25 protein-coding genes are annotated in these 22,820 nt (G+C 54.4%); 7 read left to right on the top strand and 18 right to left on the bottom strand.

Annotated features, from left to right (window positions below):
• Window positions 1–137: 137 nt before the first annotated feature.
• The 7 genes from acpS to lepA all read right to left on the bottom strand — a co-directional run bounded on the left by acpS (window position 138) and on the right by lepA (window position 6,684).
• Window positions 138–518: a holo-ACP synthase gene (gene acpS, locus AC6HVW_RS00560; RefSeq protein WP_071683944.1), complete on the bottom strand. Its 381-nt coding sequence runs from the start codon at window positions 516–518 to the stop codon at window positions 138–140.
• On the bottom strand, window positions 518–1,249 hold the full coding sequence (gene pdxJ, locus AC6HVW_RS00555; protein WP_071683945.1) for a pyridoxine 5'-phosphate synthase: 732 nt from the start codon (window positions 1,247–1,249) through the stop codon (window positions 518–520). Before pdxJ ends, acpS begins: the two co-directional genes overlap by 1 nt.
• 74 nt (window positions 1,250–1,323) lie before the next feature.
• Window positions 1,324–2,055, bottom strand: coding sequence for a DNA repair protein RecO (gene recO, locus AC6HVW_RS00550; protein ID WP_021178899.1), 732 nt, complete (start codon window positions 2,053–2,055; stop codon window positions 1,324–1,326).
• Window positions 2,056–2,063: 8 nt separating this feature from the next.
• The gene (era, locus tag AC6HVW_RS00545) at window positions 2,064–2,972 is read right to left on the bottom strand and encodes a GTPase Era (protein WP_024529374.1); all 909 of its coding nucleotides are present in this window, start codon (window positions 2,970–2,972) and stop codon (window positions 2,064–2,066) included.
• Window positions 2,969–3,649: a ribonuclease III gene (gene rnc / locus AC6HVW_RS00540; RefSeq protein ID WP_021178901.1), complete on the bottom strand. Its 681-nt coding sequence runs from the start codon at window positions 3,647–3,649 to the stop codon at window positions 2,969–2,971. Before rnc ends, era begins: the two co-directional genes overlap by 4 nt.
• 226 nt (window positions 3,650–3,875) lie before the next feature.
• Entirely contained in the window at window positions 3,876–4,853 is a 978-nt protein-coding gene (gene lepB, locus AC6HVW_RS00535) for a signal peptidase I (protein ID WP_071683946.1), read from the bottom strand.
• A gap of 31 nt (window positions 4,854–4,884) precedes the next feature.
• A complete protein-coding gene (gene lepA, locus AC6HVW_RS00530) occupies window positions 4,885–6,684 on the bottom strand; it encodes a translation elongation factor 4 (RefSeq protein ID WP_021178903.1) in 1,800 nt (599 codons plus the stop codon).
• A gap of 532 nt (window positions 6,685–7,216) precedes the next feature.
• Between lepA and AC6HVW_RS00525 the strand changes: the two genes are divergently transcribed.
• The gene (locus AC6HVW_RS00525; protein WP_071683947.1) at window positions 7,217–8,041 is read left to right on the top strand and encodes a hypothetical protein; all 825 of its coding nucleotides are present in this window, start codon (window positions 7,217–7,219) and stop codon (window positions 8,039–8,041) included.
• On the opposite strand, the gene rseC is transcribed toward AC6HVW_RS00525, so the two are convergent.
• Genes rseC through rpoE form a run of 4 tightly spaced genes read right to left on the bottom strand, consistent with a single transcriptional unit; the run spans window position 8,038 to window position 10,729 of the window.
• Window positions 8,038–8,514, bottom strand: coding sequence for a SoxR-reducing system protein RseC (gene rseC, locus AC6HVW_RS00520; RefSeq protein ID WP_497569220.1), 477 nt, complete (start codon window positions 8,512–8,514; stop codon window positions 8,038–8,040). The two genes, AC6HVW_RS00525 and rseC, sit on opposite strands and share 4 nt — an antisense overlap.
• Window positions 8,511–9,470, bottom strand: a complete 960-nt coding sequence (rseB, locus tag AC6HVW_RS00515) for a sigma-E factor regulatory protein RseB (protein WP_071683948.1) — start codon at window positions 9,468–9,470, stop codon at window positions 8,511–8,513. Before rseB ends, rseC begins: the two co-directional genes overlap by 4 nt.
• Complete coding sequence (rseA, locus tag AC6HVW_RS00510; protein ID WP_065686636.1) at window positions 9,470–10,123, bottom strand: anti-sigma-E factor RseA; 654 nt, start codon at window positions 10,121–10,123, stop codon at window positions 9,470–9,472. Before rseA ends, rseB begins: the two co-directional genes overlap by 1 nt.
• 30 nt (window positions 10,124–10,153) lie before the next feature.
• Window positions 10,154–10,729 (bottom strand): RNA polymerase sigma factor RpoE, encoded by a 576-nt coding sequence (gene rpoE / locus AC6HVW_RS00505; protein WP_012146382.1) that lies wholly within the window; start codon window positions 10,727–10,729, stop codon window positions 10,154–10,156.
• A 213-nt stretch (window positions 10,730–10,942) separates the two neighbouring features.
• Between rpoE and nadB the strand changes: the two genes are divergently transcribed.
• A complete protein-coding gene (gene nadB / locus AC6HVW_RS00500; protein ID WP_021807681.1) occupies window positions 10,943–12,544 on the top strand; it encodes an L-aspartate oxidase in 1,602 nt (533 codons plus the stop codon).
• A 4-nt stretch (window positions 12,545–12,548) separates the two neighbouring features.
• Here the strand turns inward: nadB and trmN are convergent, their stop codons facing one another.
• Window positions 12,549–13,328, bottom strand: coding sequence for a tRNA(1)(Val) (adenine(37)-N(6))-methyltransferase TrmN (trmN, locus tag AC6HVW_RS00495; RefSeq protein WP_497569219.1), 780 nt, complete (start codon window positions 13,326–13,328; stop codon window positions 12,549–12,551).
• A gap of 87 nt (window positions 13,329–13,415) precedes the next feature.
• Here trmN and srmB point away from each other — a divergent pair, with 87 nt between their 5' ends.
• Entirely contained in the window at window positions 13,416–14,732 is a 1,317-nt protein-coding gene (gene srmB / locus AC6HVW_RS00490) for an ATP-dependent RNA helicase SrmB (RefSeq protein ID WP_497569218.1), read from the top strand.
• Window positions 14,733–14,783: 51 nt separating this feature from the next.
• On the opposite strand, the gene AC6HVW_RS00485 is transcribed toward srmB, so the two are convergent.
• From AC6HVW_RS00485 to grcA, 3 genes are all read right to left on the bottom strand, one after another.
• Complete coding sequence (locus tag AC6HVW_RS00485; protein WP_071683950.1) at window positions 14,784–15,539, bottom strand: ankyrin repeat domain-containing protein; 756 nt, start codon at window positions 15,537–15,539, stop codon at window positions 14,784–14,786.
• The gene (locus AC6HVW_RS00480) at window positions 15,532–16,494 is read right to left on the bottom strand and encodes a Tle-like phospholipase domain-containing protein (RefSeq protein ID WP_071683951.1); all 963 of its coding nucleotides are present in this window, start codon (window positions 16,492–16,494) and stop codon (window positions 15,532–15,534) included. Before AC6HVW_RS00480 ends, AC6HVW_RS00485 begins: the two co-directional genes overlap by 8 nt.
• A 176-nt stretch (window positions 16,495–16,670) precedes the next feature.
• A complete protein-coding gene (gene grcA / locus AC6HVW_RS00475; RefSeq protein ID WP_021178913.1) occupies window positions 16,671–17,054 on the bottom strand; it encodes an autonomous glycyl radical cofactor GrcA in 384 nt (127 codons plus the stop codon).
• Window positions 17,055–17,402: 348 nt separating this feature from the next.
• Here grcA and ung point away from each other — a divergent pair, with 348 nt between their 5' ends.
• On the top strand, window positions 17,403–18,086 hold the full coding sequence (gene ung, locus AC6HVW_RS00470) for a uracil-DNA glycosylase (protein WP_021178914.1): 684 nt from the start codon (window positions 17,403–17,405) through the stop codon (window positions 18,084–18,086).
• Window positions 18,087–18,138: 52 nt separating this feature from the next.
• Here ung and grpE read toward each other — a convergent pair whose 3' ends face one another.
• Window positions 18,139–18,714: a nucleotide exchange factor GrpE gene (gene grpE, locus AC6HVW_RS00465; protein WP_071683953.1), complete on the bottom strand. Its 576-nt coding sequence runs from the start codon at window positions 18,712–18,714 to the stop codon at window positions 18,139–18,141.
• A gap of 124 nt (window positions 18,715–18,838) precedes the next feature.
• Between grpE and nadK the strand changes: the two genes are divergently transcribed.
• The 3 genes from nadK to bamE all read left to right on the top strand — a co-directional run bounded on the left by nadK (window position 18,839) and on the right by bamE (window position 21,907).
• Window positions 18,839–19,717, top strand: coding sequence for an NAD(+) kinase (gene nadK, locus AC6HVW_RS00460; RefSeq protein WP_024485805.1), 879 nt, complete (start codon window positions 18,839–18,841; stop codon window positions 19,715–19,717).
• A gap of 86 nt (window positions 19,718–19,803) precedes the next feature.
• A complete protein-coding gene (gene recN, locus AC6HVW_RS00455) occupies window positions 19,804–21,465 on the top strand; it encodes a DNA repair protein RecN (protein ID WP_071683954.1) in 1,662 nt (553 codons plus the stop codon).
• Between the two features lie 103 nt (window positions 21,466–21,568).
• The gene (gene bamE / locus AC6HVW_RS00450) at window positions 21,569–21,907 is read left to right on the top strand and encodes an outer membrane protein assembly factor BamE (protein WP_021178918.1); all 339 of its coding nucleotides are present in this window, start codon (window positions 21,569–21,571) and stop codon (window positions 21,905–21,907) included.
• Window positions 21,908–22,020: 113 nt separating this feature from the next.
• Here the strand turns inward: bamE and AC6HVW_RS00445 are convergent, their stop codons facing one another.
• Together AC6HVW_RS00445 and AC6HVW_RS00440 are read right to left on the bottom strand one after the other, a co-directional pair.
• Window positions 22,021–22,305 (bottom strand): RnfH family protein, encoded by a 285-nt coding sequence (locus tag AC6HVW_RS00445; RefSeq protein ID WP_059201560.1) that lies wholly within the window; start codon window positions 22,303–22,305, stop codon window positions 22,021–22,023.
• Complete coding sequence (locus tag AC6HVW_RS00440) at window positions 22,298–22,732, bottom strand: type II toxin-antitoxin system RatA family toxin (protein ID WP_021178920.1); 435 nt, start codon at window positions 22,730–22,732, stop codon at window positions 22,298–22,300. Before AC6HVW_RS00440 ends, AC6HVW_RS00445 begins: the two co-directional genes overlap by 8 nt.
• Window positions 22,733–22,820 lie beyond the last annotated feature (88 nt).

Below are 22,820 nucleotides of genomic sequence, written 5' to 3'. Positions count from 1 at the left end.
CCTTTGCTCTTCCAACGAATATGCCACAGACTGACTTCTGTAACAGACGGCAACACCTAACTAGCTCCTTCTCCCTGTGGGAGAAGGTTGGGATGAGGGGACTAGATTGACTCCGGCACCTCAGGGCAAATCCTTCCTTACCCCTCGATGATCACCGTAGCACAGGCATAGCGGCGTTCATCCGCCAAAGAAACGTGGATTGATTTGACCCCCATCTCCTGCGCCAACTTGGCTGCACGTTCATGCAGCCGGATATTGGGTTTACCCAGGCCATCATTGAACACTTCGAACTGATTGAACGCCAGGCCGTTGCGAATGCCGGTGCCGAACGCCTTGGCGGCGGCCTCTTTGACCGCAAAACGTTTCGCCAGGAAGCGTACCGGCTGCTGATGCTGCTGATACACTTCCCATTCGGCCGGGCTTAACACCCGGCGAGCCAGGCGATCGCCGCTGCGTTCCACCACCGCTTCGATACGCGCCATCTCCACGATGTCGGTTCCCAAGCCCAGTACCGCCATTAGCGACGCGCTTCCCGCATCAGCAGCTTCATGTCAGCCACCGCCGCCGGTAAACCGCTCATCACCGCCTGGCCAATAATGGCATGGCCGATATTCAGCTCATGCATCTCTGGCAGCGCGGCGATCGGCTGCACGTTATGATAGGTCAAACCGTGTCCCGCATTCACCTTCAGGCCTTTGCTGGCCGCGTAGGTAGCCGCTTTGGCAATACGCTTGAGCTCGGCTTGCACGGCCAGATCGCCCTGCGCTTCGGCATAGGCACCGGTATGGATCTCGATATAAGGTGCGCCAACGGCCACCGCCGCGTCGATCTGACGGTGATCGGCATCGATAAACAACGAAACCAAAATACCAGCCTGTGCCAGGCGTTCAACCGCTACGGCCATTTTGTCCTGCTGCCCGGCCACGTCCAGCCCGCCTTCGGTGGTCACTTCCTGACGCTTTTCCGGCACCAGACAACAAAATTGAGGTTTCAGCTCAATGGCGATATCCAGCATTTCATCGGTGACGGCCATTTCCAGGTTCATACGGGTCTGGATGGTTTGGCGCAGGATACGCACGTCGCGGTCGGTGATATGACGGCGATCTTCACGCAGGTGAACGGTGATGCCATCGGCACCTGCCTGCTCGGCAATAAATGCCGCCTGCACCGGATCCGGGTAATTGGTGCCGCGCGCGTTACGTAACGTGGCAATATGATCGATATTGACGCCCAGCAGTAAATCAGCCATGACAACCCTCTACTAAGTCATTTTCAGTAGCAGCAGTTTACACGGGCGGGCAAAACGGCAAAAGCAGAAACCGCTTAGGCTTCGTCGACGGGGGTATCGGGTTGTTTGCGCACGAACTGGCGAAACAGTTCACGGCTCTTGAGCGGCTTACCGCCGAGATAGGGTTTTAGCGCCATACGGGTAAAGCGCTTGGCTGCACGCAGGGTTTCTGCATCGGGGAATTGGCGTTCATCCAGGGCGCGGAGTTCACGGCCGGTAAAGCTGTAATGATCCACCACCAGGCTGGCGATAAAGCCTTTTTCTTCCCGATAGCGATAGGTCATGCCATCATCCACCGGCTCACCGCTGCCAGCACAATGGAGGAAATCCAGCCCGTAACCCAAGTGCCCTAACAGCGCCAACTCGAACTGCCGCAGGGCATGCTCCGGGGAGCTGTCTTCCGCTGCCAGGGCCTGTAAGCATTGCAGATAATCGAAGAACAACACCGAATAGTTGCCTTCCTGCTCCAGCACCCGTGACAACAGTTCATTCACGTAAAGGCCGCTGTAAAGCATCATGCCGCTGAGGGGTAAACCAAGGGAGACCGCTTCGGCACCGCGCAGCGTTTTGACTTCGCCACGACCGCCCCAGCGTACTAACAGAGGAGTAAAGGGTTGCAAGCAACCCTTTAGATTGGAACGGCGACTGCGTGCGCCTTTCGCCAGCAAGCGCACCCGCCCATGACCTTCCGTGAACAGGTCCAGCATCAGGCTGGTTTCACTAAAGGGCCGCCCATGCAGGACGAAAGCGCGCTCCCAGCCATCCATAGGAGGTATTACTTCAGGTCGTCGGTATAGCCCAGGCTACGCAGCGCACGTTCGTCGTCCGCCCAGCCCGATTTCACTTTCACCCACAGCTCCAGATGCACTTTGGCTTCAAACATCTGTTCCATGTCCTGACGGGCTTCAATACCGATAGTCTTGATCTTCGAACCTTTGTTGCCGATCACCATCTTCTTCTGGCCTTCACGCTCAACCAGGATCAGACCGTGCACGTCGTAACCACCGCGCTCATTCGGTACAAACTGTTCGATCTCGACCGTCACCGAGTAAGGCAGTTCCTCACCCAGGAAACGCATCAGCTTTTCACGGATAATTTCCGACGCCATAAAGCGCTGGGAACGGTCAGTGATGTAATCGTCCGGGAAGTGGTGTTCCGCTTCCGGCAACACTTTACGTGCGATAGCCGCAATGGTGTCCACGTTCATGCCTTTTTCGGCAGAGATCGGCACCACATCGAGGAAGTTCATCTGCTGGCTGAGGAACGCAATGTGCGGCAACAGCTTGGATTTGTCGGTAACGTTGTCGACCTTGTTGATCGCCAGCAGCACCGGGCTTTTCAGGCTGCGCAGCTTGTTGACCACCATTTCATCATCGGCAGTCCAGTTGGTGCCTTCTACGACGAAGATCACCAGCTCGACGTCGCCGATTGAGCTGCTGGCCGCGCGGTTCATCAAACGGTTGATGGCACGCTTTTCTTCGATATGCAGACCCGGGGTGTCGACGTAAATGGCCTGATAAGCGCCATCGGTATCGATACCCATAATGCGGTGACGGGTCGTCTGTGGTTTACGCGAGGTGATGGAGACTTTTTGCCCCAGCAGTTGGTTCAGCAACGTGGATTTGCCCACGTTGGGACGACCTACGATCGCAATAAAACCGCAGTATTGTTTTTCTTCGCTCATTCAAGCTCCAGCTTTTTCAGCGCTTGTTCCGCTGCCGCCTGCTCGGCTTTACGGCGGCTTGAACCGGTGCCCACAACGGGCTCGCTCAAACCACTCACCTGACAGTGGATAGTAAACTCCTGATCGTGCGCCTCACCGCGAACCTGCACCACCAGATATGTTGGCAATGGCAGATGACGACCTTGTAAAAACTCCTGCAAGCGGGTTTTCGGGTCTTTCTGCTTATCACCGGGGCTGATTTCGTCCAACCGGCTACGATACCAGTCCAAAATCAGGCGCTCGACGTTTTGAATATCGCTATCCAGGAACACACCGCCAATCAGTGCCTCCACCGTATCCGCCAGGATCGACTCGCGGCGGAATCCACCACTTTTCAGCTCGCCCGGCCCAAGGCGCAAACACTCGCCCAGATCGAATTCGCGCGCCATCTCCGCCAACGTATTGCCCCGCACCAGCGTGGCACGCATGCGGCTCATGTCTCCCTCGTCTACGCGAGGAAAACGCTGGTAGAGCGCATTGGCGATGACAAAACTAAGGATCGAATCACCCAGAAACTCGAGACGTTCATTGTGTTTACTGCTGGCGCTACGGTGAGTTAACGCTTGCAGTAAGAGCTCCTGCTGTTGAAAAGTGTAGCCCAGCTTCCGCTGCAGCCTGTTTATTACGATGGGGTTCATGAGTTACCAATAGATCAAGAATGCGTCAAAAACTTGCAGCATACGGAACAGGCCTGCTTTGCCAAAAGCCAATCCAAAGCTGTTTCGTTTGCAGTGGCGCCCAAAAGGGGCCAACTTTTATCGCTCGAGGGGCTATTCTACAACGAGTGGAAATATATTGCTGCGTTTATATAGACCCATTGCCTGTCAAACTGCAGCCTAATTGGCTGCAGTTTGTAAAACGCTATTAGTGAATACCACCGATACGGCTCAATCTGACGCCCGTTGGCCATTCACCTTCCTGCTTTTCAAAACTCATCCAGATCGCGGTGGCTTTACCGACCAGATTCTTCTCAGGCACGAATCCCCAATAACGGCTGTCTGCACTATTATCGCGGTTATCGCCCATCATGAAGTAATGGCCGGCCGGTACTACCCACTCGCCCAACTGTTGGCCTGGCTGCTGATAGTAAGCGCCGACCTGATCTTGTGCGCCAGGCACAGTCAGAATACGGTGAGTCACGTTGCCCAACGTTTCCTTGCGCTCACCAAGGCGAATACCGCCCTGTGGCACGTTATCCGTCAGAGGGATCTGGAAGAAACCGTTGCTGGCTTCGCCCATACCGCTGCGGGTAAACATCTGCACAAAATCGCTCGGTTGCATATCGCTGTAGGTGACCGCCAATGCGGTATCACACGCCTGGCCACTATTACAGGACTCTTGCACCGTCACGCGCTTATTCACCGGATCATAGGTCACGCGATCGCCAGGTACGCCAATCACGCGTTTGATATAATCCAGTTTGGTGTCGCGTGGATATTTAAATACCGCAATATCACCGCGCTTGGGATGACCGGTTTCAATTAGCGTGGTCTGGGTGATCGGATCCTTTACGCCGTAGGCAAATTTTTCCACCAGAATGAAATCACCAATCAACAGCGTCGGCATCATTGAGCCTGAAGGGATCTGGAACGGTTCGTAAATAAACGAACGCACCACAAACACCAACAGCAATACCGGGAACACCGAAGCCCCGGTTTCAACCCAGCCCGGCTGCCTTGCCACTTTCGCCAAGGCCGCTTCGTCGACCGTTCCGGCCGCCTGTGCATTGACCGCCGCGATTTTCGCCCGGCGTGCCGGCGCCCATTTAAAGCGCTCAAAGCACCAGATGATCCCGGTCACCAAAGTGGCAATCGCCAGGATCAAGGCAAACATATTCGCCATGCAAACTCCCTAGTTACGCGAGCTTTCGCTCTTACTTACCGTCTTTACCCACGTGCAGAATGGCCAGGAACGCTTCCTGCGGCAACTCAACGTTACCTACCTGCTTCATGCGTTTTTTACCGTCTTTCTGCTTCTGCAGCAGCTTCTTCTTACGGCTGACGTCGCCGCCGTAGCACTTGGCCAACACGTTTTTACGCAGCTGTTTCACCGTAGAACGAGCGATGATATGCGTGCCGATCGCCGCCTGGATCGCAATATCAAATTGCTGGCGTGGGATCAGCTCTTTCATTTTCTCGACCAGATCACGGCCACGATACTGCGCGTTATCACGGTGAGTGATCAGCGCCAGCGCATCTACGCGTTCGTTGTTGATCAACACGTCAACGCGCACCATGTCCGAGGCCTGGAAACGTTTGAAGTTATAATCCAGCGAGGCGTAACCGCGCGAGGTAGATTTCAAACGGTCAAAGAAGTCTAGCACCACTTCGGCCATTGGAATTTCGTAGGTCAGCGCCACCTGGTTACCGTGGTAAACCATGTTGGTCTGTACGCCACGCTTCTCGATACACAGCGTGATCACGTTGCCCAGATATTCCTGCGGCATCAGCATGTGACACTCTGCAATCGGCTCACGCAGTTCAGCGATGTTATTCAACGGCGGCAGCTTGGAAGGGCTGTCGACGTAGATGGTTTCATTGCCGGTGGTTTCGACTTCATACACTACCGTAGGTGCCGTAGTGATCAGCTCCAGATCGTATTCACGCTCCAGACGCTCCTGAATGATCTCCATGTGCAGCAGACCCAGGAAGCCACAGCGGAAGCCAAAGCCCAACGCGGTGGAGCTTTCTGGTTCATAGAACAGGGAGGCGTCGTTCAGGCTCAACTTGCCCAGCGCATCGCGGAAGGCTTCATAATCGTCGGAACTGATCGGGAACAGGCCGGCATACACCTGTGGCTTCACTTTTTTGAAGCCTGGCAGCATTTTGTCTGCCGGCTGGCGAGCCAGCGTCAAGGTATCGCCCACTGGCGCGCCGAGGATATCTTTAATGGCGCAGACCAACCAACCCACTTCGCCACAGTTCAGCACGTCGCGATCGACACGTTTCGGGGTGAAGATCCCCAGGCGGTCGGCGTTATAAGTTTGGCCGGTGCTCATGACCTTAACTTTATCGCCCTTGCGCAGGGTGCCGTTTTTCACGCGGATCAGGGAGACAACGCCAAGGTAGTTATCAAACCAGGAATCGATGATCAACGCCTGCAACGGAGCATCCGCATCACCTTCTGGTGGCGGGATATCACGTACCAGACGCTCCAGCACGTCTGGTACGCCAACGCCGGTTTTTGCCGAGCAGCGTACCGCGTCAGTCGCATCAATGCCCACGATATCTTCGATTTCCTGTGCGGCGCGATCCGGATCGGCAGCTGGCAGGTCAATCTTGTTCAACACCGGCACCACTTCCAGATCCATGTCCAGTGCGGTATAGCAGTTGGCCAAGGTCTGGGCTTCTACGCCCTGCCCGGCATCCACCACCAGCAATGCGCCTTCACAGGCAGCCAGTGAGCGGGAAACCTCATAGGAGAAGTCAACGTGCCCAGGGGTGTCGATAAAGTTGAGGTGGTAAACCTGCCCATCATTGGCTTTATAGTCGAGCGTTACGCTCTGCGCTTTGATGGTAATACCACGCTCACGCTCCAGATCCATAGAATCCAGCACCTGTGCAGCCATTTCACGTTCGGTCAGGCCGCCGCAGATTTGGATAATACGGTCAGACAGCGTCGACTTACCGTGGTCAATATGGGCAATGATAGAAAAATTTCTTATGTGTTTCATTTAATTAGTTTTTCTGCCTTGGTATTTCTGAATTACTCGCCTATGGAACCCGCATGGACATAAAGCGACAGTGAATGGGTCGGCTATTTTTCGCCTGAATCGCAGCATTCTACATGTCACAACACTGAAAACCTAGCAATCGGTGTCGGGAAGCCATTCGATTATACGTAGTTTAGTGTTACAACGCGTCGCAGTTGATGAAAGCAGATATTAACGCGGCGAAGGCCCGATAAAAATTGTGGGTTAATTGCGCCAATCCTCTTGGCCAGATCATATTTACCCGCTGGTAATACATATTATGCAATTACGCAATAAACCCAATCTTAATTATTTAATAAATAATATTTTTATCAATAACTTACAATTAAAAAACTCTACCCCTGCTTTCGGATAAACCCCATATACGCTCCCTCGCCCCTCGGTTACAAGTGATAAGAACTTTGGATAAAAACAGACTTCAGGGCACTACGACATCGGCAAGCCCACCAGAGTTCACCAGCATCTCCTCTGAGCATTGATTGGAAGGTTTATCATGATCGATAAAGGGCAAATGCTGAGCCGGCACGATTTTTCCAAGGTCAACTGGGGCATTTTGGCAGTGGTAACGCTGCTGTTCACACTCGGTGCGGCGCTGTTGTTAGTGCCGATATTGAGCAACATGGAAGATCCTCACGTTCTGGCCTTACTACAAGCCGGCGCGGTTACCATTCTGTTAGGCACCCTGTTGCTAGCATTGCGCCATTATCTGCGGCCAATGCTGACCTATCGCCTGTATGAGCACGGCGTGCGCGTGCTGGATCACCACAGTCATAAAGAACGGTTTATTGCGTTTGAAAAGATTGCTGATATCTACCATTCGCGCGGTAGCAGGCTGCTTGGCGGGCTGAACGACAATATGGCGTTTCGCACCTCGGAGGCGGGGTTCTGGTACAGCATCAAGAGCAATATCTCTCACTCCCGGCAGCTGATTGAAACGCTGATCCAGCAACAGATCCAGTTGCGTGGACCGCTGGCATTAAATTCGCTTTATCAGGGGGAAATATTGACCTTCGGCTATCTCAAAAGCGGAGGGGGCTGGCTTGGTTCGTGGCAAGAGAAGCCGACTCAAACATTACGACTCAGCGCTACGACGCTGAGTACCGCCCAGGCGCAGGTTCAGATCGAAAAGATCCACCGCCTGGAAAACAATCCGCAACATGGCACCCTTCGTTTGCTGGATCTACAAGGTAATGAGCTGTTTTCGCTGGGTTATGACTCGCTGTTCAGCGCCGATCTGTTTATTGCGCTGATGGAGCATATGATCAACAACCGCATCCCCGCCTATAACAACCCGGCGATGACGCGGCCGCCGTATTAAATCGGGGATTCGGTTTCAGTGTTCAACCGCAAGGCACCGGGTGGCAAACCGATTTGCAGCACCACGGGTTGATAAATGGCCTGTTCGCCGAGGCGTTTTGCCAATGCGCGTGCGATCAGAAAAGCGAGGCCGCCCCCTAAAATCCCACCGAGTGCCGCCGCAGCGTCACTGCCCAACCACCATTGCAGCAGGCCACCGCCTAGCATCATGCCTAATAACGGGGTCAGATAGACCAGCATTGCCGAGCGCAACAGGCTGCCTTCGGCGATACCGACTTCAACGCGCTGGCCGGGTTCCAGAGGCTGGGCAATTGCCACCTGCAGGTGATGTTCACTTTCGGGCACCAGTTCGTCGAACGCGCGAGCACCGCAGCCAGAGCGCGCGGTACAGCTGCCACAGCCGGCTTTAGGCTCACAACGCAGCTGTGCCACACCCTGTTGCCACGAGATCACCGTGGCCCACTCTTTCATCATTGCGGCGCTACCTTGAAAGTAATGCTGTCGGCAATGCGTTTCGCCGTTGAAGGAGGTAATTCCCCAACCACGGTAATTTCATTGCCATTACGAATTTCGGTTTGGATGGTGCGGCGGCCCTGACGATAAAACTGTTGGCTGGTATTGCTGCCAGAAGGGCTGACGTTAACCGAGAAGCTGAACAAGCCATCGCTATAAAGCCGCGATTCAACCGGCACCGCCACATTCGGTAACTTGCGGCGATTACGCGCCACCTCGTTAACGCCTGCGGGCAACCAACCAGCATTCCAGGCCAGCTTAACGTCTTCAGCCGCGGGTAAGGTCAATAGCGGTGGCAGATTGGCCTTGAGCAAAGGTTGCATGACGTTTTTTACCTGATCGCCCACCACGACCGAGATGACGCGATACTGTTCCAGCGTTTCGCCATCACGATCGAGCAAATCGACCCGCAGTGGCAGTTTGGTCTCCATATCCATCCAGACCACATAGCTGTAACGGGAGCCGTCACGAGCCACGACGCGGTAAACGTCACAAGGCCGATCGGAAATACGGGTGCGGCCAACGGAGATGAAGTCGTAGTATTTCGCCAGATAGTCGAAATCGGCAAATACGATAGCGGGCAAGGCGTCGACGATGTGATCGCCAGACAGCGTGAACGGTTCCAGACCAGGCTCAAAATAGCTGATCCCACCGCCACGTTGCAGCACTTCACGACGAGGGCCGTCCATATGCAGCAACTGCCCAAGGGGCTGCTTGTCGATCACCGCATGGCGATAGCGTAGCGACTCTATCCCCTGCTTGCTGATGCTGATATAGGCGAGTTCATAGTTGAGTGAACGGCTGGCACTGCTCATTTGTTGCAATAACGCCCCGGACGCAGGTTCCTGCGCCGAGGCGATATTTGAATTGAGCAGGCTGCCCGTTAAAAGACAAACGGAGAACCAGATTTGCTTCATTACTGCTGTTGCATTCCTAAAGACTGAGTTCCAGGAACCTGAACGGCGGCCTGCTGTGGCCTGCTTTGTTCAAGTTGCAGCTGATCGGAGTGCAAACGGCGTTGCAGCTCATAATCCTGCAGCATGGCATTGATACGCTTACGCTGTTCCTGCACCTGCTGCTGTTGACCGCTGCCGGTTGAGAAACTGTCTGCCGGGACACCCAGGCTGACCGGGGAAGCTTGCCCCATGATTGGCAACGTATTGAACGCTGGTGCTTCAGCCGCGCCTGATTGGGCCGTTGGCTGATTGTACTGTTGCACACCCACGATCACTGCCAGAGAGACACAAGCGGCAACGCCGACTTGAGTGAGCTGACTAGCCCAAGGACGAACCTTGTGCCAGAACGGCAGTTTACCCCAGGTGTGAGGTTGCGGTTGAGATTCGGGAATTGCCGAAGGAACCAGACGAGCGGGCTCTTTTTCCAATGCGGCAGCAACACGGTCTGCGATATCGAAATGCATGACTTGCCCGATATCACCCCGTAACGTGTCACGGATTAGGTGATAGCTCTGCCAGCTTTGTTGAAGCGCCCGATCTTTACTCAATGAACTCAGCAGCTCATTGTCGAGCATTTCACCATCCATCAGAGCGGAAAGCTTTTCTTTCTGCATGCCTAAGTACCCTTCCAGTGTCCGCTATCGCTAACGTTGGATCAGCGGTTGAACTTTATTATCGATAGCCTCCCGAGCACGGAAAATACGTGACCGTACGGTTCCGACCGGGCAATCCATGATGGCGGCTATCTCTTCGTAGCTTAGACCATCCAACTCCCGCAGGGTAATCGCCATGCGAAGATCCTCTGGGAGTGACTCAATGGTACGGAAAACTATCTGTCTCAGTTCTTCTGACAACATTAAGTTCTCAGGGTTCGAAATTTCTTTCAGTGCACCCGCACTTTCGTAATTTTCGGCATCATTGGCATCCACATCGCTTGACGGTGGGCGCCGGCCCTGAGCAACCAGATAATTTTTTGCTGTATTGACAGCAATTCGATACAACCAGGTGTAAAAGGCGCTATCGCCACGGAACGACTCCAGTGCGCGATAAGCTTTAATAAACGACTCCTGCACCACATCCGGCACGTCGCCCTGTGGTACGTAGCGCGAAACGAGACTCGCCACTTTATGCTGGTAACGAATTACCAGTAAGTTAAACGATTTCTGATCGCCCTTCTGGACCCGCTCAACCAGAACCTGATCCGTTAACTGCTCGCTCATCCGAGGTAAATTCTCCCCAAATCTATCTCCACGCGTGAAATTGTACCGCCAGCCATACATTATTTTCCTGAGCAAGCACTCGCTTGGAGTTCATACGGAACGCTAAGTTCCATACCGCCATTGTTTTTTTGTTGATGTCACCTTGTCCGTGGCTTTTGCCCGGACAAGTAGGCTAACATGAATTTCACTCTTCTTCTGCACACATCATACGTTATGCAACCATCATCTGAACATGTTAGCGATGTATTGATCGTCGGTAGCGGTGCTGCTGGCCTCTCCCTGGCGTTGCGCCTGGCGCAACATTGCAAGGTTACTGTACTCAGCAAAGGTCCGCTCAATGAAGGCGCCACCTTTTATGCCCAAGGCGGGATCGCCGCGGTGTTTGATGAAACGGACAGCATCGCCTCGCACGTTGATGACACGCTGATCGCCGGAGCCGGCCTGTGTGACAAAGACGCCGTCGAGTTTATTGCCAGCAATGCGCGCCACTGCGTACAGTGGCTGATCGATCAGGGCGTGCTGTTCGACACCGAAACCAATTCCCAAGGTGAAGAACGCTATCACCTGACGCGGGAAGGCGGGCACAGCCATCGGCGCATCCTCCACGCCGCCGACGCCACCGGCAAAGAAGTAGAGACTACCCTGGTAGCGAAAGCAAGTGCTCACCCCAATATTTGCGTGATGGAGCGCCGCAACGCCGTCGACCTGATCACCTCCAACAAGATCGGCTTGCCGGGCACCAAGCGCGTAGTGGGCGCTTACGTCTGGAACCGTGAGCGGGAGCAGGTGGAAACCTACCGTGCCAAAACGGTGGTGTTAGCCACCGGCGGAGCGGCCAAGGTTTATCAATATACCACCAACCCGGATATCTCTTCGGGCGACGGTATCGCCATGGCCTGGCGCGCTGGCTGTCGTGTCGCCAATCTGGAATTCAACCAGTTTCACCCAACCTGCCTGTTCCACCCGCAGGCACGTAACTTCCTGCTGACCGAAGCGCTGCGTGGTGAAGGTGCCCATCTGAAACGCCCAGACGGCAGCCGCTTTATGCCAGACTTTGATCCGCGTGGTGAGCTGGCTCCACGTGATATCGTCGCTCGTGCGATTGACCATGAGATGAAACGCCTGGGTGCAGACTGCATGTACCTGGATATCAGCCACAAACCGGCGGAATTTATCACCCAGCACTTCCCGATGATCCACGAAAAGCTGATGACGCTGGGCTTTGACCTGACGCAACAGCCGATCCCGATCGTCCCTGCGGCGCATTACACCTGCGGCGGCGTGATGGTCGATCAGCATGGCCGTACCGATCTGGACGGCCTGTATGCGATTGGTGAAGTGAGCTACACCGGCCTGCACGGAGCCAACCGCATGGCATCCAACTCGCTGTTGGAATGCCTGGTTTATGGTTGGTCCGCCGCCGAAGATATTCTGACGCGCCTGCCTGCCATCAAGCTGGCCAAACAGTTGCCGCAGTGGGATGAAAGCCGGGTGGATGATTCGGATGAACGCGTGGTGATCCAGCATAACTGGCACGAACTGCGGCTGTTTATGTGGGACTACGTCGGGATCGTGCGCACCACCAAACGCCTGGAGCGGGCACTACGCCGCATCAATACCCTGCAGCAGGAGATCGACGAGTATTACGCCAACTTCCGCATCTCCAACAATCTGTTGGAGCTACGTAATCTGGTGCAGGTGGCGGAACTGATTGTGCGCAGCGCGATGGAGCGCAAGGAAAGCCGTGGGCTGCATTACACGCTGGATTACCCGGACATGTTGCCGGAGCCAAAACCCACCATTCTGCAACCCTGAGGCTTCAGTAGTTCAGATAGAAATCGGTAATCAACTGGCGGAAATCGGTGGTGTAGCTGCCATCCGCCAGTTTTATTGCCAACTCCGCCTCTTCTTTTGCCACCGGTTTACGCGCTAATGCCAGCATCAAGCGGTGCTTTGGCGTCTCGGCCCGGTCGCTGATGTTCAGCCGTCGTGCGGTGTGCCAGCCACGTTGGTGGGCATTCACTTCAAAAGCTTCGCCGATCTCATAAGGCAGCACCACGCAGAACTGCCCCTCTGCCGTTATCAATCGTTCGGCGCTATCCAGCAAGGCGTCATGAGTCAGGGTTTCGGTATAACGGGCGTTGGTGCGGGCCAGATCGCGACAGGCGACAGAAGGCTCAAAATACGGTGGATTGCTGACGATCAGATCGTAACAATGGGCATGCTGCTGGGCAAAATGATGGATATCCTGGCTGTACACCTGGACCTTCTGCGGCCAAGGTGACTCCAACACGTTATCACGCGCCTGCAAGGCGGCGGCGTTATCCAGCTCAACCGCATCGATGGTGGCCTCGCCAGCCGTGCGCTGCGCCAACATCAGGGCAATCAACCCACTGCCACAGCCAATATCCAGCACCCGCTGCACGTTATCCACGGCAGCCCAGGCGCCAAGCATAACCGCGTCGGTACCCACCTTCATCGCGCAACGATCGTGGGCGACAAAGAACTGCTTAAAGGTAAAACCGCCGCGGCGCGGGGTCGATTTTGTTTTAATTTGATTACTCACAATGGCCACCAGCAGACAAAACTGGCGTAGCATAAGGCAAACTGATTTAGGGTAAAAGTTAAAAAGGGTGAACCCTGCGGCCATCCCGTCTATAATCGGCGCCCCAAGTAGAGGTAGATAATGACAGCAACCAATTTTTCCGAACTCGAACTCGATGAGCGCCTGATCCTCGCTTTGCGTGATAAAGGCTACGATCGCCCCACCGCTATCCAGGCCGAGGCGATCCCGCCAGCTATGGACGGGCGCGACGTATTAGGTTCGGCACCGACCGGCACGGGCAAAACCGCCGCATTCTTGCTGCCGGTTCTGCAACATCTGCTGGATTTCCCACGCAAGAAGTCTGGCCCACCGCGCGTACTGATCCTCACCCCGACGCGTGAGCTGGCAATGCAGGTGGCCGATCAGGCTCGTGAATTGGCTGCGCATACCTCGCTGGATATCGCCACCATCACCGGCGGCGTGGCGTATATGAACCACGCCGAAGTCTTTAGCGAAAACCAGGACGTGGTGGTTGCCACCACCGGCCGCCTGCTGCAATACATCAAAGAAGAAAACTTTGACTGCCGTGCGGTAGAAACGCTGATCCTGGACGAAGCCGACCGCATGCTCGATATGGGCTTTGCGCAAGACATCGAGACCATCTCGGCCGAAACCCGCTGGCGTACCCAGACGTTGCTGTTCTCCGCAACGTTGGAAAGCGAAGCGATCCGAGAGTTTGCCGAGCGTATCCTGAAAGATCCGGTTGAGGTTGAAGCCGATCCGTCCCGCCGCGAACGTAAAAAGATCCTGCAATGGTATTACCGCGCCGATGACGTGAAGCATAAAACCGCCCTGCTGGTGCATCTGTTGCAACAGCCGGACGTGCAGAAGTCAGTGATCTTTGTACGTAAGCGTGAGCGCGTGCATGAGCTGGCCGCCTGGCTGCGTGAAGCGGGCATCAACACCTGCTATCTCGAAGGGGAAATGGTGCAGGCCAAGCGTAACGAAGCGGTAAAACGCATGATGGATGGCCGCGTCAACGTGCTGGTCGCTACCGACGTTGCAGCTCGCGGGCTGGATATCCTGGATATCACCCACGTGTTCAACTTCGATATGCCGCGCACTGCCGATACCTATCTGCACCGCATTGGCCGTACTGGCCGTGCCGGGCGTAAAGGCACCGCCATTTCGCTGGTAGAAGCGCACGACCATCTGCTGCTGGGCAAAGTGGGGCGTTACCTCAATGAGCCACTAAAAGCCCGCGTGATTGACGAACTGCGTCCATCCACCAAGGTGCCTAGCGAGAAGAGCAACGGTAAACCTTCGAAGAAGGTGCTGGCCAAGCGCATCGAAGACAAGCTGAAGAACAAAGAGAAGGCCAAGGTGAAGGTACGCCATCGCGACGCGAAAAACGTCGGTAAGCGCCGCAAGCCAAAAGCCAAACCAGACGCAGAATAATCTCTCTGCCATCAAAAAACCGCCATCACTTTGAAGGCGGTTTTTTTATTTTCAAGGCTGAGTATAGTGCCCAGCCAATTGCTGACTTTTGAGCCAGACCTCCAATTGGCGGTACTGTTCACGCAACTCGCTATTCTGCAAATGCATTGGCGTCTGGGCAAAATAATACTGGAACGTTCTCCCTTGCTGATTTTGTGCCTTGGCATCAGCCCCCGTTTGTAACAGCAGCAACGCCAACTCTGGCACGTTGATTTTTGCGGCCAGGTGCAAGGGCGTATCCCCTACTCTGTCACTCAAGGTACTATCAGCCCCGGCATTCAACAGCATACGCACCTGCTCCTCCCGCCCCGCCAGCACGGCAGCGGCTAATGGCGTAGCACCAGTGACCAGATTACGCATATTAACCTGGGGAGCCTGTTGCAATAACAAGCGTAAATATTGCGCATCCTTAACCATCGCCGCCGTATGCAATGCCCCGTTGCCCTCCATACCAGGCTGCCCAATATCTGCTCCCGCCTGTATCAACGCCTGTACACTGCCTGGCCTCTGCTGCAGAATCGCCCACTGCAACAGTGTGATCTGTAAATCTCCCCGCACATGTTGCCGTTCAGCCGTTGCTTGCTGGCTAATTTGCCAAACGTCACCTTCAGCCACCGCCTGTGATAAAGACAAGATATCGGTACCCGCAAATGGCGAAGTTTGCTGTTCCATATAGTGCTCCTTGGCTACCATCAATAACCCAGCGATCCCAAACAAGGGCACAATGAGAGCCGCTATCCAGCAGCCTCTGCACCACCTTTTAGGCATTCGCCTTGATCTCCCATGGCTTCTGTTCCGCCATTGAACTGATTACTTTATCGATGCCATGTGCCGTCATGCTGCGATCGAAATATTTGCTCGGCCGCCAAGCATCAGTGCCGCTCAGAGTCTCATTGTTGGCAATGGTTATTTTATGCCCGATCGCATCGGGAAGCAGTGACGTCGACTCCTGCGTCCCCGTCAACATATCGTATTGTTCGCTGTAACGACGGATCCCGCCAGATTCTGCATCTTGCTTTGCCGCAGCGGGATTAATACCGAAACGGTTGAGAGTATGATCGGAAACCCCAGCAGCGTTGAATGTTACTGCCAGAGAACCCGTTGCCAGCGCTGCCGTTGCTGCCAACCCTCCCCCCAACGAATGACCGGTTATCACCAATCCGTCACCAAACGCCGCTTTGGCATTCTTGGCAATCGCCACAGCATGATTGTACTGCACATCGTCGTACCCCGTAGCCTGACGCACATTACTCAGCCAATCGCGCATATCATTAGTACCGGCGAAGGCCAGCACATAGTGCTGCTTATTCGAATAAATACCCGCCTGTAACCCCGAGGCTGTATCCAATAAACTTGCGGAATCAATGCCAACACCCAGTAAATCGTTATCACTCATGCGCGAAAAACCCTCTGCACCCTGCCCTGTAAGGTTGTAGACATCCTTGGCCAATAGCGCCAAAGAGTAATCACCCTGCTGAGACGCTTGCCCACGAGACATCTCCAGCCTTGCGGCCAAAGGTACCGCAGCAGAGAGATCGCGAGTCAGTGAATCCAACAGGTTTTGTGCATTACGACTATTTTCAGAGGGGAGCGACACAGCAACTTTTGTCACCTGTGGCTCGTCGGTGTGGACTGGTTTTATTGCGTCTTGAGCCGGGAGTGCCGCAGCAGATACCGCGGTGATGGGCGTCATCGTCGAGATGAAACTCAAAGGCAAACTCATAAAGACTCCTTATCCATAGACAGCCCCAAATGGAACTGATTTAGCTATCGGCGAGTCCTACGAGTTCTGTAATGGGAATGATTATTTTTTGCAGCTAATGTGATCAAAATCTATTTTCTGCCGTGAAGGCATTAAAAAAGGGAGCCGAAGCTCCCTTTTGTCTACCTAGCCGAAAATTACAGGCTTTCGGTAAAGGTACGTGCGATAACGTCACGTTGCTGTTCTGGCGTCAGTGAGTTGAAACGCACCGCGTAACCAGAAACACGAATGGTCAGCTGCGGATATTTTTCTGGGTTCTTAACGGCATCTTCCAGCGTTTCACGGCGCAGCACGTTCACGTTCAGGTGCTGACCACCTTCTACGCGCACGGTAGGTTGCATTTCCATCGGTACTTCGCGGTACTCGATCTGGCCCAGTTCGCTAACAGGCACGATCTGATCTTCCGCGTAATCCGCTTTGGCACAGACACAGCGCGCTTCTGATTTCTCTTCATCCAGCAGCCAGAAAGAGTTCACCAGTGCTTGATTGTTCGCTTTAGTGATTTGAATACCAGTAATCATTTTGTTGCCTCCGTAATAGGGCGAAAAATTTCTACGTCGCCGAAAACTCGGTTGTGGTTCCCGGCCATTTGGTAAAACCAATGTTGTCTTGTTGTTCTGTATACCAGTCAAACCGGGTCAATTCTTTGACTAAAATCAATTTTTACGGGGTAGCCGAATGAGCATCAGAGGCAAATTTATGTTTTATATCAATTTTACCTTTTTGCTCATTAAAATTATTTTTGTAAATTTTCAAAAATATTTGTATATCTCGCTCACCATACCCATGGAAAAAGCGGGTTTCGCCGAGCGGAGGTTAACGGTAAGCTATGCACCATGAATTGCTAACAAAAACAAAGGAGAGTGCTTATGTCTACCTCCCTCACCTGGCACGACGTCATCGGCAAAGAGAAAGAGCAGCCCTACTTTCTGGATACACTCGCCTTTGTAGCTAATGAACGCCAGGCTGGTAAGACCATTTATCCACCGCAGAAAGACGTGTTTAACGCTTTCCGCTTTACCGAGTTGGCAGACGTCAAAGTGGTGATCCTGGGGCAAGATCCCTATCACGGCCCGAACCAGGCCCATGGCCTGTCGTTTTCCGTGCGCCCAGGCATCCCTGCGCCGCCTTCACTGGTCAATATGTACAAAGAGCTGGTGACGGATATCCCCGGCTTTGAACGCCCGACACACGGCTGCCTGCAAAGCTGGGCCGAGCAAGGCGTACTGCTGCTCAATACCGTATTAACCGTTGAAGGTGGCCGCGCGCATTCTCACGCCAATCTGGGCTGGGAAACCTTTACCGACAAGGTTATTGCCGCACTAAACGAAAATCGCGAGGGTGTCGTGTTCCTGCTGTGGGGTTCACACGCACAAAAGAAAGGGAGCTTTATCGATCGCCAGCGCCATCATGTGTTGAAAGCGCCGCACCCCTCCCCGCTTTCTGCCCATCGCGGTTTCCTGGGTTGCCACCACTTTTCGCAAACCAATCAGTTACTGGAACAACAAGGCCTGGCACCGATTGACTGGGTGCCGCACCTGCCGCAGGAATGATCCAGCCACAAAAAAGGCACCACGAAGGTGCCTTTATCCTCAGCAGGTCTTATTAGGACTTGGCTTTGGATACCGCTACCATCGCAGGGCGCAGCAGGCGGCCATTTAGCGTGTAGCCTTTCTGCATCACCATCATCACATGATTCGGCTGATGGTCGGCTGATTCCATCAGGCTCATCGCCTGGTGAACGTCCGGGTTGAATGGCACGTTGAGCTCGCCTACCACTTCGATGCCGTACTTGCGTACCGCGTCCAGCAGTGACTTCAGCGTCAGTTCAATCCCTTCGATCATCGCGACCAGTTCAGGGTTGTTCTTGTCCGCCAGCTCCAGCGCTCTCTCCAGGTTGTCGATCACCGGCAGCAAATCACCGGAGAATTTTTCCAGCGCGAATTTGTGGGCCTTCTCGACATCCAGCTCGCTACGGCGGCGAACGTTTTCCATTTCGGCCTTGGCACGCAGCACACTGTCACGCTCGCGTTGCTGAGCTTCAGCCAGTTGGGCTTCCAACTCGGCAATGCGATCATCGCGCAGATCGGCGCCTGCCGCCATGGCTTCCTCGTGCTGTACTTGCTGTTCCATTTCTTCCGAGGCTTGCTCGTTTGGCGTCTTCTGTTCTTTACTACTCATGAATATCTCCGCGTTTTAGCATTAATCTCGCAACTTGGCTTATTATGGGGATCAAAACCGGGGTTTCAAGTCAACCGGTCACAATGTGGGGCATAAACCGTCCCTGGTGAGGAAAATGGCAGCGATGAAGAAAAAATTTGCATGTATTGGCATTGTTGGGCACCCGCGTCACCCTTCCGCATTGGCTACTCATGAAATGCTGTTTGAATGGTTGGTTGCCCGTGGCTACAAGGTGATCCTTGAACGCCAGATTGCCCACGATTTGGGCATGAAAGACGTAGACACCGGCAGCCTGGCGGAGATTGGTCAACGGGCCGATCTGGCCGTCGTGGTGGGTGGTGACGGTAACATGCTGGGCGCAGCGCGCGTATTGGCGCGTTATGACATCAAGGTGATCGGGGTAAACCGTGGCAATCTCGGCTTCCTGACCGATCTCGACCCGGACAACGCACTCCAGCAGTTGGCGGACGTGCTGGAAGGGGAATATATCGACGAGAAGCGCTTCCTGCTGGAAACCATCGTCCATAAAGAGCACCAGCAATGCCGCGTCAGCACCGCGATTAACGAAGTGGTGCTACACCCTGGCAAGGTGGCGCACATGATCGAGTTCGAAGTCTATATTGACGATCGCTTCGCCTTCTCGCAGCGTTCCGATGGCCTGATCATCGCCACGCCAACCGGTTCTACCGCCTACTCGCTTTCCGCAGGCGGGCCCATTCTGACTCCATCGCTGGAAGCCATCGCGCTGGTGCCAATGTTCCCGCACACGCTTTCCGCCCGGCCGCTGGTGATCAACGGTGACAGCACCATTCGCCTGAAGTTTTCCCATATCGGCAGCGATCTGGAAATCAGCTGCGACAGCCAGATCGCCCTGCCCATCCAGGAAGGCGAAGAGGTACTGATCCGCCGCAGCGACTTCCACTTAAACCTGATCCATCCCAAGGACTACAGCTATTTCAATACGTTGAGCACCAAACTGGGCTGGTCAAAAAAATTATTCTAAAAATGGCGCCAACCGCTTTACTGTATATAAAACCAGTTTATACTGTATGAAATCACAGTTATGTGTTTATACACAGGAAGGTCCCTATGTTGGCGCAATTAACCATCAGCAATTTTGCTATCGTTCGTGAGTTGGAGATCGACTTTCAAGCGGGTATGACGGCAATCACCGGCGAGACCGGTGCCGGTAAGTCGATTGCTATTGATGCGTTAGGCCTGTGCCTCGGCAACCGCGCCGACGGCAACGTGGTACGTCTGGGGGCCTCCCGTGCCGATATCTGTGCCCGCTTCTCACTGGCAGATACCCCATCCGCCCGCGAATGGCTGGAACAAAACCAGCTGGATGACAGCAACGAGTGCCTACTACGCCGCGTGATCGGAACAGATGGCCGCTCCCGTGGCTTTATCAATGGCACCGCCGTTCCCCTTTCCCAATTACGGGAGCTTGGCCAGCGCCTGATCCAGATCCACGGCCAGCACGCTCACCAGTTGCTGCTAAAACCCGAACACCAAAAACAGTTGCTGGATGCCTATGCCGGCGAACCGGCCTTGCAGGCCGCCATGCACCAGGCTTACCACCAATGGCATCAAAGCTGCCGCGAGCTGGCACACCATCAGCAACAATCTCTCGAGCGCGATGCCCGCAAGCAACTGCTGCAATACCAGTTGAAAGAACTGAACGAATTCGCCCCACAGGCCGGTGAGTTTGAGCAGATCGACAGCGAATACAAGCGCCTGGCCAACAGCGGCCAGTTGCTGACCCTCAGCCAGCAGGCCCTGCAACTGCTGGCCGATGACGAACAACACAACATGCTCAGCCAGCTCTACACCACCAAGCACCTGCTGCTGGACCTGATCGGCATGGATGAGAAGCTAAGCGGCCTGCTGGACATGCTGGAAGAAGCCTCGATCCAAATCAGCGAAGCCAGCGATGAACTGCGCCATTACGCAGACCGCATGGATCTCGATCCCAACCGCCTGCATGAGCTGGAACAGCGCCTGTCGCGCCAAATCAGCCTGGCACGTAAGCACCATGTTTCGCCGGAAGAATTACCCGGCCTGCATCAACAACTGCTGGATGAGCAACAGCTGCTTTCCCAACAGGCTAGCGATCAGCAACACCTGAGCGAAGCGGTCAACCTGCATCATCAACAGGCGCTGTCACTGGCTGAGCAGTTGCACCAGAAGCGGCAGCACTATGCGGCCGAGTTAACTACTCTGATCACCGAGAGCATGAATGCGCTCTCGATGCCGCACGGCAAATTTAATATCGACGTCCGCTTTGAACCGGAATACCTGAGCAGCGAGGGGGCCAGCCGCGTTGAGTTCTGCGTCTCCACCAACCCGGGGCAACCGCTGCAGCCGTTGGCAAAAGTGGCCTCCGGCGGTGAGCTTTCCCGCATCGCGTTAGCCATCCAGGTCATTACCGCCCGTAAAATGGAAACCCCGGCGCTGATCTTCGATGAGGTAGACGTAGGCATCAGTGGCCCAACGGCCGCCATTGTTGGCCGCCTGCTGCGTCAGTTGGGTGAATCAACCCAGGTTATGTGCGTGACCCACCTGCCCCAGGTCGCCGGTTGCGGTCATCAGCATTTATTTGTCAGCAAGCAAACCGACGGCACGGAAACCGAAACCCAGATGTCCCCCTTGGACAAACGTGCCCGTCTGCAAGAGCTGGCGCGCCTGCTCGGCGGCAGTGAAGTCACTAAAAATACGCTGGCAAACGCAAAAGAATTGCTGGCCGCATAACTTTTTTACTTTCCTGAGGTCATAATGAGGCCCTGTAAAGGTTCCCAACTGCTGCAAGGTCTATTATCATCGGCATCCTATGCCCTAAAGGAATGTGATTATTATGCGCTGTAAAATGCTGACAGCTGCCGCTGTGGTTCTTGTGATGCTGACCGCAGGCTGTTCTACTTTTGAGAAGGTGGTTTACCGGCCTGATATCAACCAGGGTAACTACCTGACACCAACCGACGTGGCAAAAATCCACAAGGGAATGACGCAACAACAGGTTGCTTACACATTGGGCACGCCAATGATGCAGGATCCGTTTGGTACCCAGACGTGGTTCTACGTGTTCCGCCAAGAGCCAGGCCATGAGAAGATCACGCAGCAAACACTGACGTTGACGTTCGACAGCGCAGGTGTGTTGACGGATCTGCAGAATAAACCGGCACTGACCGAGTAAGCCGAGCCGGAGCTGTCATCCGGCCCATGGGGGAAGAGTGAAATCCTTCATGACAGTCGCAGGCTGCAACTCGGAAGACAACGTTCTGATGAAGATAAGGCGCATTCAGCGCCTTATTTTTTTGCCTTTTCCGCCCGCTGACGGCGCAGTTCTTTCGGATCGGCAATCAATGGCCGGTAAATCTCTACCCTGTCACCATCATTGAGCACATCGCTCAGCTTGGCCGGTCGGCTGTAAATACCCACCTTGTTGCTGGCCAAATCGATATCGCTCCGTAGCTCTAACAGCCCAGAAGCCAGGATGGCCTGCTCAACGCTGCTGCCTGCGGCCAACTTAACCTGGCGCACATACTGGCGTTCTGGCAACGCATAGACCACCTCAACGCGTATCTCAGACACTGTAGACCTCTTTGGCGCGCTGAGTGAACGCTTGCACCATGCTACCGGCCAGTTCTTTAAACACTTTACCGAAGGCCAGCTCGATCAGTTTGTTGGTGAACTCAAAATCCAGGTGCAGCTCTACCTTGCACGCCTCGGGGCTTAACGCGGTGAACTGCCAGCCGCCCATCAGCTTGCGGAACGGGCCATCGACCAGTTGCATATTGATGCTTTGGTTATCCAGCAGCGTATTGCGCGTGGTAAAGGTTTTGCTGATGCCGGCTTTTGCCACCTCTACCGCGGCGGTCATTTCATTTGGGGAAGCGGCAATCACCCGGCTGCCGGTGCATCCTGGCAGAAAATCGGGGTAAGAATGAACATCGTTAACCAACTGATACATCTGCTCAGCGCTGAATGGCACTAATGCAGATCGACTGATCTGGGGCATATCATTTCCTGAGAGGCAAAAAACGTACAGATAATACCATTTATCTGGCGCCAAACAAAAAATCTGCTACGCGCGGCACGGATCCAAA

The sequence above is a fragment of the Serratia sp. NCCP-200 genome (assembly GCF_059697885.1).
The sequence above is the reverse complement of the archived record's forward strand: the minus strand, read 5'-3'. Positions and strand labels throughout refer to the sequence as shown.

Excerpts from the sequence above, each read along its gene's own strand:
- acpS (WP_071683944.1), bottom strand. The coding sequence starts at position 518 with ATGGCGGTACTGGGCTTGGGAACCGACATCGTGGAGATGGCGCGTATC.
- pdxJ (WP_071683945.1), bottom strand. The coding sequence starts at position 1,249 with ATGGCTGATTTACTGCTGGGCGTCAATATCGATCATATTGCCACGTTA.
- recO (WP_021178899.1), bottom strand. The coding sequence starts at position 2,055 with ATGGATGGCTGGGAGCGCGCTTTCGTCCTGCATGGGCGGCCCTTTAGT.
- era (WP_024529374.1), bottom strand. The coding sequence starts at position 2,972 with ATGAGCGAAGAAAAACAATACTGCGGTTTTATTGCGATCGTAGGTCGT.
- rnc (WP_021178901.1), bottom strand. The coding sequence starts at position 3,649 with ATGAACCCCATCGTAATAAACAGGCTGCAGCGGAAGCTGGGCTACACT.
- lepB (WP_071683946.1), bottom strand. The coding sequence starts at position 4,853 with ATGGCGAATATGTTTGCCTTGATCCTGGCGATTGCCACTTTGGTGACC.
- lepA (WP_021178903.1), bottom strand. The coding sequence starts at position 6,684 with ATGAAACACATAAGAAATTTTTCTATCATTGCCCATATTGACCACGGT.
- AC6HVW_RS00525 (WP_071683947.1), top strand. The coding sequence starts at position 7,217 with ATGATCGATAAAGGGCAAATGCTGAGCCGGCACGATTTTTCCAAGGTC.
- rseC (WP_497569220.1), bottom strand. The coding sequence starts at position 8,514 with ATGATGAAAGAGTGGGCCACGGTGATCTCGTGGCAACAGGGTGTGGCA.
- rseB (WP_071683948.1), bottom strand. The coding sequence starts at position 9,470 with ATGAAGCAAATCTGGTTCTCCGTTTGTCTTTTAACGGGCAGCCTGCTC.
- rseA (WP_065686636.1), bottom strand. The coding sequence starts at position 10,123 with ATGCAGAAAGAAAAGCTTTCCGCTCTGATGGATGGTGAAATGCTCGAC.
- rpoE (WP_012146382.1), bottom strand. The coding sequence starts at position 10,729 with ATGAGCGAGCAGTTAACGGATCAGGTTCTGGTTGAGCGGGTCCAGAAG.
- nadB (WP_021807681.1), top strand. The coding sequence starts at position 10,943 with ATGCAACCATCATCTGAACATGTTAGCGATGTATTGATCGTCGGTAGC.
- trmN (WP_497569219.1), bottom strand. The coding sequence starts at position 13,328 with ATGCTACGCCAGTTTTGTCTGCTGGTGGCCATTGTGAGTAATCAAATT.
- srmB (WP_497569218.1), top strand. The coding sequence starts at position 13,416 with ATGACAGCAACCAATTTTTCCGAACTCGAACTCGATGAGCGCCTGATC.
- AC6HVW_RS00485 (WP_071683950.1), bottom strand. The coding sequence starts at position 15,539 with ATGCCTAAAAGGTGGTGCAGAGGCTGCTGGATAGCGGCTCTCATTGTG.
- AC6HVW_RS00480 (WP_071683951.1), bottom strand. The coding sequence starts at position 16,494 with ATGAGTTTGCCTTTGAGTTTCATCTCGACGATGACGCCCATCACCGCG.
- grcA (WP_021178913.1), bottom strand. The coding sequence starts at position 17,054 with ATGATTACTGGTATTCAAATCACTAAAGCGAACAATCAAGCACTGGTG.
- ung (WP_021178914.1), top strand. The coding sequence starts at position 17,403 with ATGTCTACCTCCCTCACCTGGCACGACGTCATCGGCAAAGAGAAAGAG.
- grpE (WP_071683953.1), bottom strand. The coding sequence starts at position 18,714 with ATGAGTAGTAAAGAACAGAAGACGCCAAACGAGCAAGCCTCGGAAGAA.
- nadK (WP_024485805.1), top strand. The coding sequence starts at position 18,839 with ATGAAGAAAAAATTTGCATGTATTGGCATTGTTGGGCACCCGCGTCAC.
- recN (WP_071683954.1), top strand. The coding sequence starts at position 19,804 with ATGTTGGCGCAATTAACCATCAGCAATTTTGCTATCGTTCGTGAGTTG.
- bamE (WP_021178918.1), top strand. The coding sequence starts at position 21,569 with ATGCGCTGTAAAATGCTGACAGCTGCCGCTGTGGTTCTTGTGATGCTG.
- AC6HVW_RS00440 (WP_021178920.1), bottom strand. The coding sequence starts at position 22,732 with ATGCCCCAGATCAGTCGATCTGCATTAGTGCCATTCAGCGCTGAGCAG.